The sequence below is a fragment of the Blautia wexlerae genome, assembly GCF_013300825.1.
GTDB classification, from domain to species: domain Bacteria; phylum Bacillota; class Clostridia; order Lachnospirales; family Lachnospiraceae; genus Blautia_A; species Blautia_A wexlerae_B.
In genome coordinates this window covers 13,243-26,233 of record NZ_JAAIMY010000008.1, presented here as the reverse complement: position 1 = coordinate 26,233, position 12,991 = coordinate 13,243, and the positions used below count along the sequence as shown (strand labels likewise).

Genomic DNA, 12,991 nt, shown 5'->3' with positions numbered 1-12,991 from the left:
CAATATCAGAAAGGATTTTTCTACTAACTATTGGTTAGTTTTTTAATAAGCAGCCTTATAAATCTCCAGCACCTGCTCTTCTGAAAGTTCTACATAATTATTCTTCAGCCTGTAATTCATTGTATTCCTGTGAAGGAACATGGTTTCTGCTGTTTTCTTTGCATTACAGTCATGTGCAAGATAATTCTCCAGTGTCTCACAGAGATTCCCTGTATTTATCTCATCATATCTGAACAGTTTTCCTAACTGTTTTCCCACATATTCGTCCAGTACCCTGGTATCGTCCACGTGCGAGATCAGTGTGTAGATTCCCTGATCTTTATAAAAATAAACCGGTCCCTGCATGTCTGTGACTGCAGCAACCCTGATTGCGGCAGCAGCTTCATTTCTGCTGCGCTTTGCCTCATCCGGATATGCAATACTGTTTCCAACTCCCACACACAGTTTCATTTCATTTTCTCTCTGCACGCGCTCCACAATCCGTATAAGAATCTTCCTTACCTCTATCTTTATCTTTTTTCTTCTTCGTAAATATTATACCCATCTCTGCCATTCTGTTTTGTCTTATATAATGCAGTATCTGCATTTTTATACAGATCAAAATATCCTGTTCCATGTTCCGGAGCAAATGCCATTCCGACACTAATGGTAATATTCTTTCCATTCATTTCCGTAAACGATAATTCTTCAACCTTTTTTATCAGACTTTCGATTCTGGAAACAGCAACTTCTCTGCTGTCCGTTTTCCTCATATATACTACAAATTCATCACCACCAATCCTGCCAACAATGTCTCCTTCACGAAAATGTTCATGAAGCACTTCACCAAATTTGTACAGGACTTTGTCCCCTGTAATGTGTCCATATATATCATTTACTTCCTTAAAATGATCCACATCCATGATCACAAAAGTTCCCGGTTCCTGCGGGTGTTCCTGCAGAACATTATGGATCCGTTCTTCTGTGCTTCTCTTATTGTACGCGCTGGTCAGTGCATCTGTCTCGGCTGCCTGAATAAGCTGTTTATTTTTTGATCTGTTCTTAACAAATCCCCAAAGGAACAACATGCTTGCCATAACACAAAACCCGATTGTAAAAATCAGTTCATATCTTCGTACAAAGTTATAAGATTTCTGTGCTTCAAGAACAGGGATAACATAACAAATCATCCAGTCATTCAATCCCATATCTGTATAGGCCAGATAACGGTCTGAATTATAATCATTTCCAATTCTTATTTTCATCAGTCCATCGGCACCCACTGTAAAATCTTTTTTCATTTCTGTCAGGGACGAACCAAAAATAAGTGTCTGATCATCATAAAATTCAAAGAAGTTATCGCCATATTCAATCTCATGATAGGCAAAATCACCATCATACGCAATAATCTCACCATCACTGGTAGTGATCAGTGTATATCCTACATCTTCAAAGAAATCGTTAAACAGCATACGGCTTAATGCAGTTACGTTATAAGAACCACCCAGAACTCCTATCACTTTTCCGTTTTTCCAGACCGGTACGCCCAGAATTACACGGGTTTCTTTATCTACGCTGCTCTCCAGTGGATCGCTTAGTGTTTCTTTTCCCTCCATTCCTTCCTTAAAATATCTCCTCGAAGATACATTCTTCTCTGCTCCGTTATCATAATGAGCCGTACCGTCTGCTTCAATCAGTGCTGTACGCTCTAAAACAGTTTCCTCTTCAAGTGATATTAACATTTCCATATTTTCATCCGACACAAGTTCTTCGGATTTTCCAATCTCTTTTGCTATACCCCTCAGATATCCATAATGAATATCCAGAATTGCTTTGATATGTTCACTCTGTCTGGAAACATTTGTCTTAATTACTTTCTGCGTGCTACGTTCAATAGAATGCTGTGTGCATACCAGAAATATGCCCAGACTTACTGCTACCGCACACACAAATATAAGAGCAGCAGCTACATACTCAGTGATTTCATTTTTCTTTCTCATAAACATCTCCTTTCACCCCACATTTTTCTGTTTGTCTTTTGTTGGGTTACATTATACACACACTTTCCCGAAACTGCAGTCAAAATACTTTCACTGTTAATCCTCTGTAACAGATTTGTGTAATACATATATCTGTCGCTTAAACCTTCAGGACAATTTTAATATATCAAATCGAACTGTGAAAATCCAGATAAATCGTCAAATTTTCGTCAAAAAAAGACAGACTCTCTATTTTCTTTCAAGATATCTGTCTTTTTAATCATATACATTATATTGGTTCTAAAGTGTGTTTAAAAAATGCTTTACGCAAGATATGCGTCACATTTTGTGGGAGATTTTTTCAAACCCACACTGGTATGCCAGATGATCAGATCAGCTTAACAATATCATTATACATAACAAATACCATCAGCGCCATCAACAGCATCAGCCCTGCGAAATGGATGCCGCCCTCCACCTGTCTGTTAATCGGTTTTCTGCGGATTGCCTCTATGACAAGGAATACCAGCCGTCCACCGTCCAGTGCCGGAAACGGAAGGAGGTTCATAACTCCAAGGTTTGCAGAGAGCAGAACTGCCAGATTAAGCATATTCATCCACAGGATCATGGTTCCTTCGCTTTTGCTTTCCTCATACGTAGTTCCGATTGCATCCACAATTCCGACCGGACCACTCAGATCTTTCATTCCAAGCTTTCCGCTGACCAGCTCTTTCAGGCTGAGAATCGTTGTACGTACCATATATTTTACTTCTACGGCACCATATTTGACTACATTCAGCCCTTTTGCTTTTTCAGAATACATATTGTAGGTAAATCCTGATTCTGCCGTACGGTATTCTTTTGGTGTAACCGTAATATCATATTCCTGTCCGTCCCTGGAATAGGTAAGCTTTACAGACTTTTCTGTCAGCGGATTCTCCTGAATATATTTCTGGTAATCTGCTGCATTTGTAATCTTCACTCCATTAATGGATGTGATCACATCTCCCTGCTGAATCCCTGCTTCCTGCAACGGCATTCCATCCATTACAGATTCCACTGTCATGGCAGAAGTATCATCCCCGTTGAAATTGCAGCCCAGAAGGTATCTCACATTTGTATCCGACTTATAGGAAATGTCCATCTTCTTTCCGTCACGCTTAACAGTCAGGTTAATGGTATCTCCCTCTTTCAGCTGGTTCAGATAGGAATATACATAGATATCTTTTCCCAGATCAATGTGATATCCCTGATAACCGGTAATAATATCTCCCTCTTTCAGTCCTGCCGCCTCAGCCGCAGAACCTTCCTTCACGGAAAGAACTCTGGATGGTTCATATCCTACAGTACCTACAATGATCACAGACAATACAAATGCCATGATAAAGTTAAATACCGGTCCTGCGGCAACTACGGAAATCCTGCCCCACACAGACGCACTGTTAAAAGTTCCCGGTTCATTCTCTATGTCCGTATCCTCCCCCAGCATGGCACAGGAGCCACCGATAGGAAGAAGTTTCAGTGAATATCTGGTATCTCCTTTCTCAAAACTGAAAAGTCTTGGTCCCATTCCCAAAGAGAATTCTGTGACCACGATCTTATTCAGCTTTGCAAAAAGAAAATGTCCCAGCTCATGAAAGAGAATGATTGCACTGAATATGACAATTGCAATAATAATTTTCAATCTACCACCTGCTTTCAATCCAACGATAAGTTTCTTTCTCAATCTCCAGAATCTGATCCAGGTCCGGATCCTTTACTGCTGTATGTCTGCTCATAGATTGCCCGATAATCTCGTAAATATCCAGAAAGCTGATTTTTTTCTGAAGAAATTTGCGGACTGCCAGCTCATTTGCGGCATTAAAAACGGTTGGCATACTGCCGCCTGCTTTTGCCGCTTCCACCGCCATTGGAAGACCTTTAAAAGTTTTCCTGTCCGGCTCCTCGAAGGTGATCTGCTTCAACATATGAAAATCCAGTCTGTCGCCTTTTAAAAATCTTCTGTCCGGATAGCATAATGCATACTGTATCGGAAGTCTCATATCCGGTGTTCCAAGCTGCGCTATCACTGCACCATCCTCGAATTCCACCATAGAATGGATAATACTCTGCGGCTGAACCACAACCTGAATATGATCCAGATCTATATCAAAAAGCCATCTGGCTTCCATAACTTCCAGACCTTTATTTACCAGAGTTGCAGAGTCTACTGTAATCTTCTGTCCCATTACCCAGTTCGGATGCTTCAGCGTATCCTCCAGAGTCACATTCTCCAGATCTGCTGTTTTCTTTCCGCGGAAAGGACCGCCGGATGCAGTGATGAGCAGTTTATGTATTTGCTCTCTTTTCTCTCCATGAAGTGCCTGGAAAATAGCACTGTGTTCGCTGTCTACAGGCAGGATCTGCACACCGAACTGCTTTGCCAGCGGCATAATCAGATGTCCGGCTGTTACCAGTGTTTCCTTATTTGCCAGAGCAATATCCTTACCTGCAAGGATTGCTTCCATAGTTGGTCTGATTCCTATCATTCCTACGATAGCGGTCACCAGAATGTCTGATTCCTCCATTCTGGCAAGTTCGATAAGACCACCCATCTGGCTTACGATTTTTACATCCAGATCCTGCACACGTACTGCCAGATCTCTGGCTGCCTCTTCTTTCCAGACTGCAACCAGTCTGGGATGAAATTCACGTATCTGCTTCTCCAGCATTTCTACATTACTGCCTGCTGCAAGACCAACTACTTCCAGGTCATCATTTGCACGTACCACATCCAGTGTCTGTGTTCCGATCGAACCTGTAGAACCTAAGACTGCTACTTTTTTCATATTGTACCTCATTTCAATACTTATACAACAATTTTATAAAATTACTTCTGACCTGACAGTTCTCATATCAAAAAATACTGTAAACATGTATATCAGAAAAATATATGCTCCGTTAGATCTCAATCATCACAAGAGAGAGGAAATAAATAACCGGTGCTGTGAAGATCACACTGTCAAATCTGTCAAGGATTCCTCCATGTCCCGGAATTAATTTTCCATAATCTTTAATCCCCTGATTTCTCTTGATTGCAGATGCAGCCAGATCGCCTACCATGGAGATCAGTGCTCCGATTGCACAGATCACAGCATATTCCAGCATCGGTCCCTGAGTGGCCGCTGCATAGATCACACCAAGAAGTGCAGCTCCTGCCACACCGCCCACAGCTCCCTCCACAGATTTCTTAGGACTGAGGACAGGTGCCATTTTATGTTTACCGATCAGCATTCCCACACAGTATGCGCAAGTATCACATCCCCATGAGCACAGAAAGATCAGCCATACGTGGAACTTTCCACCAGGAAGTTCTCTGGTAAGATAAATAAACGACAGCATAACTGCCACATACACGATACCAAACAGTGCAGGCATTACCTGCCCAGCCTCATAGGTCGGATAAGTGAACACGTATGCAAACATGAGCAGCACAAGTCCGAAAATAATAGCTAGCACTCCATATCTCTCAAAATCAAGCAGTACTGCCAGATAATATAATACTGCGCCTAAATAGCCTGCTGCCGCCAGCAGATTTATCTTCTCATCCTGCACCTTCATTGCTCTGTACAATTCTCTCATTCCAATGAGAGAAACCGCAAGAAGTGTGAAAAACAGCACGTAATCACCGCTGATAATAGTGGCAAGCGCAATAATCACAAGCAGGATTCCGCTTAAGAGTCTTGTCTTAAACATTCTTTACTCCTCCTTAACTCCGCCGTATCTTCTGTCTCTCTGATTATATTTCTCAATAGCCTTAATCAGCTCTGCTTTATTAAAATCCGGCCATGCCACATCTGTGAAATAAAATTCTGTATAAGCCATCTGCCATAACAGAAAATTGGAAAGTCTCAATTCCCCACTTGTGCGTATCATCAGATCCGGATCAGGTATTCCTGCCGTATCCAGGTAATTGTCAAAAACATGCTCATCAATTTCTTCCGGCTTTACTTTTCCATCTGCAGCATCCTGAGCAAGTTTGCGGATACCTCTTATGATCTCATCTCTGCTGCCGTAGTTTAATGCGATCTGGAAATAGATTTCATCATATTTCTGAGAATATTGTTCCAAACGTGCAATACTTTCCTGAATATCCTGATCAAATGCCGAAACCTCTCCGATCACCCGGACACGCATTTTGTTCTTATCTGCCAGTTTAATGCATTTTTTCAGATAACTGCGGAACAGTTTCATCAGACCGTCTACTTCATCTTTGGAACGTTTCCAGTTCTCTGTAGAAAAAGCATATACAGTCACATATTTGACTCCCAGTTCCTTCATATAGTCACAGACTGTTTCCAGATTTGCACAGCCCTTCACATGTCCGTAGCTTCTGGGCATTCCCTTTGCTTTCGCCCAGCGTCCATTGCCATCCAGAATAATGGCAATATGATTTGGTACATTCATACTCTTTCGTTTCCTTTTCTTATTCTGTTATTCCTTTAACCTTACTGTCTCATCATAATGAGCCGCAGTTTCCGGTCCATTATCTCATTCAGATAAAAAGAGAGCCCGCATTCATGGAGCTCTCCCTTTCGTTTCCCTTATACGGTCATGATTTCTTTGCTCTTTGCATCCACTGCCGCATCAACTTCTTTGATATATTTATCTGTACTCTTCTGGATTTTCTCCTCAAGCTCTTTGATCTCATCCTCAGATACATCCTGTTTTGCAAGTTTCTTAAATGCATCATTTGCATCACGACGAATGTTGCGGACTGCTACTTTGGCTGCTTCGCCTTTTTTCTTGACATCTTTAACCAGTTCCTTACGGCGTTCCTCTGTAAGTTCCGGAAATACAAGACGGATTACTTTACCATCGTTACTTGGATTTAATCCAAGATCAGAGGTAAGGATTGCTTTCTCAATTCCTTTGATCAGGCTGCTTTCCCATGGCTGAATCTGGATCATACGAGCTTCCGGGACAGTGATATTTGCCACCTGCTGAAGAGGTGTTGGAGCTCCGTAATAATCTACGGTGAGTTTGTCAAGGATATGCGGGTTTGCACGTCCTGCACGAATTGTAACCAGCTCGCTCTCAAGGCTTGCCAATGTCTTTTTCATCTTCTCTTCATATTTCTGAATTCTCTCATCCATTAGGTTCGTCTCCCTCTTTTTATAGTTTTTATATTACACTTTCTCTGTAAACTCACTTATAAGCCTTACTTATACAGTAACCTTAGTTCCGACAAATTTGCCATGTACCGCATTGATGATACTGTCCTTCTCATCCAGTGCAAATACCAGCATCGGCATCTTCTGTTCCATACACATAATCGATGCTGTCAGATCCATAGCTGCCAGTTTCTTTGCAACTACTTCTTCAATGGAAATTTCATCATATTTTACTGCATTCGGGTTTGTCTTCGGATCACTGTCATAAATTCCGTCAACAGCTTTTGCAAGAAGGATTGCTTCTGCTTCAATCTCTACTGCGCGAAGTACAGTGGCTGTATCTGTGGAGAAGTAAGGATGTCCTGTACCGCCTGCAAAGAATACGATCTTACCCTGTGCAAAGCTTGCTTCCACTGCATCCTTAGAGTAAAGGCTTGTAAATGCACCGCATACAAATGGTGTGAAGATTTCTGTCTTTAATCCAAGGTATCTGCAGATATCAGATACATAAATACAGTTCATAACTGTTGCAAGCATACCAATCTGATCAGCCTTATTTCTGTCGATAGTCTCGCTGGTGCGTCCTCTCCAGAAATTACCTCCGCCGATCACGATGCCGATTTCCAGTCCTTCCTCAGCAATTGTCTTGATCTGCTTTGCAACTTCAATAACAGTTGCCTCGTCAAATCCGGTCTTTTTCTCACCGGCAAGAGCTTCACCGCTTAATTTTAATAATACACGTTTCATAGTAACTGTCTCCTGAAATTAATTTTATCGCAGGTAACAGAGGATCGGAATACTTTTTCTCTCTTCTGTTACATTCGTAATTTTATTTTACCATATTCCGGCAACAATTTCATTACCATTTTCATCAACTGTTGTAGAAACTGTAAAATTACTGTAATAATGGAATCCTGTTTTACCTGTCTCAGGATCATCCTCATAACTGCTGCCCTGTGGGGAACCGCATGCGCCCTCCAGCGCATCCAGAGACTGACCGATATACTGTTCTGCTGTAGAAATCATATCGCCGCCACTATTATCCTGATCTGTGTTTCCACCATTTTCATTATCCGTGCTTCCACCATTTCCATCATCCGTACTTCCATCATTTCCATCATCAGAACCATTATTGCTGCCATTTCCATTGTCATCTGTATTCTGGTCACCACTGTTATTATTATCTGCAGAATCAGAATTATCTGCAGAATTCTGATCACTGTCGTCTGTGGAATCTGATTCTGACTCACTGTCATCTATAATGCCAAGACGTTTCTTTACCGCATCAAGCGTGGATACTTCTTTTGTTGATGTACCTGTCAGATATTTTGCATATGGGATTGCATCATCGTCTGTGCCGTCCATGCATAATGTAATCTTCGAAATTGTTCCAAGCGGAATATCGCGGAAAAAGCATTCATTCTTGTCCTCATCAGTATATGCAATACGGATATCATAGGAAGCTGTACTCTTGTTGGATGTTGTCTGTGTACCTGATGTCTGTGTATTTGCAGTCTGCATATAATACAGTGCCTTGTCCTTATCTGTCAGAGTAAACATTCCATTGATAAGATCATCTCCCCATCCTCCATCCTCATCCTCATCTGCATCCTCATCTGCATCATAATCCTCACTGTCTTCATCCACATGAGTCCGGATATAGAGTGATTGGATGGCATCCCCTGTATTATTTACAAATACAATCTTAGATGCTGTGGAAGTTTTTTCTCCCATTATGTTCTTTATATCTTCATCTGCTGTCTGCTGCATATCCACCATATCGACTGCCTTGGTTACTTCAGGAGTCGGAGTAGCTGTTACCTCTACAGGTGCTGTCTCTGTTGTCTTTTTCTTGCCACATCCGGCAACTGCCACTGTCATTACCAGCAGACCTGCCAGTATTAAATAACGTTTCTTCATAATATATTCCCTCCTGCTATATGGAATATCTTTTTTCTTTTTAACAATGCCATTTTTCAATTTCCTATTATTGCAGAGTATTGAAAACTTGTCAACTAAGCCTCTGCCGATTTCATACAATTTTAAGACTTTCAGCTTTTAAAATCTCTGCCTGCGGACGTATTCTTATGAAAAAATCACATTTTTCCTACTTCATATTATTGCACAAAAGGAAGCGCTCACTGTAATCAGCGGATACTCACCAGAAAGGACGTTACTGTGACTTTCACTCGCAAAAAACACCTCGCGGAATATTACCAGTGAACAGTAACGAAAGGACTACCATGTTGCTCTGGCAGTCCTTTCTCATCCCTTTGTGGTCATATTTAATATATTTCTATTCTGCCAGCTTCATCAGAAGTTCCACGCATTCTTCCTCTGATAAAACCGAAGTATTCAGGCAGATATCATAATTTTCCATTTTTCCCCATTCATGTCCTGTATAAAAGTTATAATAATCTCTTCTCTGACGGTCTTTATACGCAATTCTGTCAAGTGCCTCCTTCTGAGAAATATGCTTATTTTTCTTAATCCGTTTAATACGGTCTTCCATATCAGATGCATAAATATACACGCGAAGCAGCTGATTATCATCCTTCAGGATTTGGTCTGCACATCTTCCCACAAAAATGCATGGACCTTCCTGTGCCAGGCGCTTCACTGTCTCTTTCTGCGCATGAAACATCTTCTCCGGAATCGTCAGGCGTTTTTTATCCTGCGATTCTTCTGACATCATTACTCCGATTGCATAAAGAAGACTGGTCTTGCCTTTAAATTCATTGATGATTTCCTGACTGATTCCATGCCTCTCTGCTTCCTTCAGCAAAAGTTTACTGTCGTAACAGGGAACTCCCATTTTTTCTGAAAGCAAAGCTGCAATATATCTTCCACCGCTTCCATACTGTCTGCTGATCGTGATTGTTTTCATAGGGCACCACTCCTTTCAGCTCATCTGCCTGAAAATGAATTGTTATTTTTTTATCTATATGATAGATTATAAGAATTTTCGAATATTTTTGCAATATCCATTAATTTTTTCATAACATTTCACAATTTTGAGCCAAAGGATTTAGTAATATTATCAATATAGATTCTTAACCTTAAATTCACGCTCTGCTTCTCTTCTCTGGTCTTTCTTTGCGATATCCTGTCTCTTGTCATAAAGTTTCTTGCCTCGAGCCATTCCAATTTCCACTTTTACCAGACTGTCTTTGAAATAAACTTTCAGGGGTACTAAAGTTAACCCTTTTTCTTTGAGCTTTGCTTCAATCTTATTGATCTCATATCTGTGAAGCAGAAGCTTACGGATTCTCAGCGGGTCTTTGTTGAAAATATTGCCTTTTTCATAAGGGCTGATATGCATTCCGTAGATGTAAACCTCTCCGTTCTCTACACGGATAAAGGATTCCTTGATGCTGCATTTGCCCATACGCAGGGATTTTACTTCTGTTCCTGCAAGGGCAATACCGGCTTCATAAGTATCTTCTATAAAATAATCATGAAATGCCTTTTTATTATTGGCAATCAGCTTCATTCCTTTTTTCTTTGCCATAATATCCTCCAAGCCATTTTTATTTAATTCTCTTCTTCATCATTCCAGATATCAGCAACCAGCTCAAAGTCTACTGTTTTGAGCATTTTATCTGCATCTGCCACACGGACACGGACTTTATCTCCCAATTTGTAGACTTTCTTTGTCATCTCTCCGCGGAGTTCGTAGGTTTCCTGGTCGAAGATATAGTAGTCATCCCGCAGAGTGTTAACATGTACCAGACCTTCTACTGTATTTGGGAGTTCTACGTAAAGCCCCCATCCGGTAACGCCTGAGATAATTCCCTCGAATTCCTCTCCCAGATGGTAGGACATATATTCTGCTTTCTTCAGCTTGTCTGATTCACGTTCTGCCTCATCTGCACGGCGTTCACATACACTGGACTGTCTCGCAACTTCATCAAGAATTTCAGCATAGTGTTCGGTTCTGCCTTCACGCATCAGTCTGCCTCGTAAGTTATCCTTAATAATCCTGTGGATCTGCAGATCAGGGTATCTTCTGATCGGAGATGTGAAATGGCAGTAATATTTCGCCGCCAGTCCGAAGTGACCGCTGCATTCTGTGGTATATTTTGCCTGTTTCATGGAACGCAATACCAGGCGGCTGATCATTGCTTCATTCGGAAGCCCTTCGATACTTTCGATGATCTGCTGAATTTCTTTTGGAGTGATCTCTTCTTTTGCTTTCTGAATCTTCACACCCTGATTGTGAAGTAATGTCAGAAGACTCTCCACTTTCTCCGGATCCGGGTTATCATGGGTTCTGTATACAAACGGAATCTCTTCTGTGCAGTATTCCTGTGCCACAGTCTCATTTGCCATCAGCATGAAATCTTCAATGATTTTGGTTGCCACATTTGCTTCATATGGCTTAACATCGATTGCTTTTCCTGCTGCATTAAGAATAATCTTGCTCTCCGGAAAATCAAAGTCAATGGAACCCCTGTGATGGCGGCTGTTTCGTAAGATTCCGGACAGTTCTTTCATCATAAAGAACATCGGGATAAGTGCATCATACCGTTTCTTTGCTTCTTCGTCTGTGTCCTCAAGAATGTTCTTTACATCAGTGTAGCACATTCTCTCATTTACGTTAATCACTGTTTCCGCGATCTGATGGGAAACTACCTTACCCTTTTCGTTAATGTCCATCAGGCAGCTCAACGCCAGTCTGTCCTCTCCCTGATTCAGAGAACAGATTCCATTGGAAAGACGTTCCGGCAGCATTGGCACAACGCGGTCTGCCAGATAAACACTGGTTCCACGTTTCAGTGCTTCCCTGTCCAGAGCACTGTTGTACTGTACATAGTTGCTTACATCTGCGATATGGACTCCCAGATGGTAAATGTCCCCCTCTTTTGTCAGGGAAATCGCATCATCAAGGTCTTTGGCATCTTCGCCATCAATAGTGACTGTCTGCAGATGTCTCAGATCCAGTCTTCCATCTCTGTCTGCATCCAACACATGATCCGGAACACGCTGAGCCTGCTTCATTACTTTCTCAGGAAATTCACTTGGGATTCCGAAGCTCTTGACGATTGCCAGGATATCTGTACCCGGTGTTCGGATATTTCCCAGATTCTCCTTAATTTTTCCTTCAGGATTCTTATTTCCGGAGCCATAATCTGTAATCACCGCGATTACTTTATCACCATTTTTTATTCCTGCCGCTTCTTTTCTCGGAATGAAGATATCTTTGGAAAATTTCGGATTATCACTGATCACAAAACCGAAATCCCGATTTAACTGATAAGTTCCTACAATTTCAGGCATACCACGCTCCAGAACCTTCACAACTACGCCTTCCTGGCGTTTTCCCTCTTTTTTGTCATTTCTGATGATGATCCTTACTTTATCCTGATGCATAGCTGTTCCTGTATCACTTTCAGGAATAAAGATATCCTCATCCTGCCCTTCAATTTCTACGAAACCGAAACCTTTGGGATGTCCGATAAATGTTCCCTCAGCCTGGATTCCCTCCAGCTGCTCTTTTTTATTTTTATCTTTCTTCTTTCTGCCATACTCTAATCCGTATTCTTCTCTCCGGTCATCGTAATAACGGTCATCTTTTTTCTTTTTCCATTTTCCTTTGACCTTTTCATATCTGCCCTTGCAGTCTACAGATACTTTTCCTTCCTCGCAAAGTTCGTCCAGAACATCATACAGCTCTCTTTTCTCTTCTTTTGAAAGTCTCAGAAGAGAAGAAATCTCGCGGAGTCTCATTGGCTGATAAATAGGATCTCCCATCAGTTCCAGGATAAACTTTTTTCTTCTGTCCATATTTTTTTTACTCATATTACTCCTCACAGCCTCCGCAGAGGACTTTTATCTGATTCAGCTCTTTATGACACAAAAAACACTCTTGCACATAAC

Annotated in this window: 11 protein-coding genes and 1 pseudogene; all 12 read right to left on the bottom strand. The window is 41.4% G+C overall.

What is annotated here, in order from left to right; all coding sequences use genetic code 11:
* Positions 1–42: 42 nt before the first annotated feature.
* Complete coding sequence (locus tag G4417_RS06035) at positions 43–468, bottom strand: PucR family transcriptional regulator (RefSeq protein ID WP_173717668.1); 426 nt, start codon at positions 466–468, stop codon at positions 43–45.
* A gap of 41 nt (positions 469–509) precedes the next feature.
* Positions 510–1,979 (bottom strand): sensor domain-containing diguanylate cyclase, encoded by a 1,470-nt coding sequence (locus G4417_RS06030; RefSeq protein WP_173682969.1) that lies wholly within the window; start codon positions 1,977–1,979, stop codon positions 510–512.
* Between the two features lie 367 nt (positions 1,980–2,346).
* Positions 2,347–3,684, bottom strand: coding sequence for an RIP metalloprotease RseP (gene rseP, locus G4417_RS06025; protein WP_330598700.1), 1,338 nt, complete (start codon positions 3,682–3,684; stop codon positions 2,347–2,349).
* A complete protein-coding gene (dxr, locus tag G4417_RS06020; RefSeq protein ID WP_173682967.1) occupies positions 3,644–4,786 on the bottom strand; it encodes a 1-deoxy-D-xylulose-5-phosphate reductoisomerase in 1,143 nt (380 codons plus the stop codon). Before dxr ends, rseP begins: the two co-directional genes overlap by 41 nt.
* Positions 4,787–4,898: 112 nt before the next feature.
* Positions 4,899–5,693, bottom strand: a complete 795-nt coding sequence (locus G4417_RS06015; protein WP_173682966.1) for a phosphatidate cytidylyltransferase — start codon at positions 5,691–5,693, stop codon at positions 4,899–4,901.
* Positions 5,694–5,696: 3 nt separating this feature from the next.
* Positions 5,697–6,416, bottom strand: a pseudogene (locus G4417_RS06010) (isoprenyl transferase); the annotation flags it as partial.
* Between the two features lie 125 nt (positions 6,417–6,541).
* Complete coding sequence (gene frr, locus G4417_RS06005; RefSeq protein WP_173682965.1) at positions 6,542–7,093, bottom strand: ribosome recycling factor; 552 nt, start codon at positions 7,091–7,093, stop codon at positions 6,542–6,544.
* Positions 7,094–7,162: 69 nt separating this feature from the next.
* Entirely contained in the window at positions 7,163–7,858 is a 696-nt protein-coding gene (gene pyrH / locus G4417_RS06000) for a UMP kinase (RefSeq protein ID WP_173682964.1), read from the bottom strand.
* 87 nt (positions 7,859–7,945) lie between these two features.
* Positions 7,946–9,031: a hypothetical protein gene (locus tag G4417_RS05995; protein ID WP_173682963.1), complete on the bottom strand. Its 1,086-nt coding sequence runs from the start codon at positions 9,029–9,031 to the stop codon at positions 7,946–7,948.
* 376 nt (positions 9,032–9,407) lie between these two features.
* Positions 9,408–9,998, bottom strand: a complete 591-nt coding sequence (locus tag G4417_RS05990) for an AAA family ATPase (RefSeq protein WP_173682962.1) — start codon at positions 9,996–9,998, stop codon at positions 9,408–9,410.
* A 153-nt stretch (positions 9,999–10,151) separates the two neighbouring features.
* A complete protein-coding gene (smpB, locus tag G4417_RS05985; RefSeq protein ID WP_020993664.1) occupies positions 10,152–10,622 on the bottom strand; it encodes an SsrA-binding protein SmpB in 471 nt (156 codons plus the stop codon).
* A gap of 23 nt (positions 10,623–10,645) precedes the next feature.
* A complete protein-coding gene (gene rnr / locus G4417_RS05980) occupies positions 10,646–12,913 on the bottom strand; it encodes a ribonuclease R (RefSeq protein WP_173682961.1) in 2,268 nt (755 codons plus the stop codon).
* Positions 12,914–12,991: the final 78 nt, after the last annotated feature.

What these genes read in the sequence shown, in the direction of transcription:
- G4417_RS06030 (WP_173682969.1), bottom strand. Translation starts at nt 1,979, where the DNA reads ATGAGAAAGAAAAATGAAATCACTGAGTATGTAGCTGCTGCTCTTATA.
- dxr (WP_173682967.1), bottom strand. Translation starts at nt 4,786, where the DNA reads ATGAAAAAAGTAGCAGTCTTAGGTTCTACAGGTTCGATCGGAACACAG.
- G4417_RS06015 (WP_173682966.1), bottom strand. Translation starts at nt 5,693, where the DNA reads ATGTTTAAGACAAGACTCTTAAGCGGAATCCTGCTTGTGATTATTGCG.
- frr (WP_173682965.1), bottom strand. Translation starts at nt 7,093, where the DNA reads ATGGATGAGAGAATTCAGAAATATGAAGAGAAGATGAAAAAGACATTG.
- pyrH (WP_173682964.1), bottom strand. Translation starts at nt 7,858, where the DNA reads ATGAAACGTGTATTATTAAAATTAAGCGGTGAAGCTCTTGCCGGTGAG.
- G4417_RS05995 (WP_173682963.1), bottom strand. Translation starts at nt 9,031, where the DNA reads ATGAAGAAACGTTATTTAATACTGGCAGGTCTGCTGGTAATGACAGTG.
- G4417_RS05990 (WP_173682962.1), bottom strand. Translation starts at nt 9,998, where the DNA reads ATGAAAACAATCACGATCAGCAGACAGTATGGAAGCGGTGGAAGATAT.
- smpB (WP_020993664.1), bottom strand. Translation starts at nt 10,622, where the DNA reads ATGGCAAAGAAAAAAGGAATGAAGCTGATTGCCAATAATAAAAAGGCA.
- rnr (WP_173682961.1), bottom strand. Translation starts at nt 12,913, where the DNA reads ATGAGTAAAAAAAATATGGACAGAAGAAAAAAGTTTATCCTGGAACTG.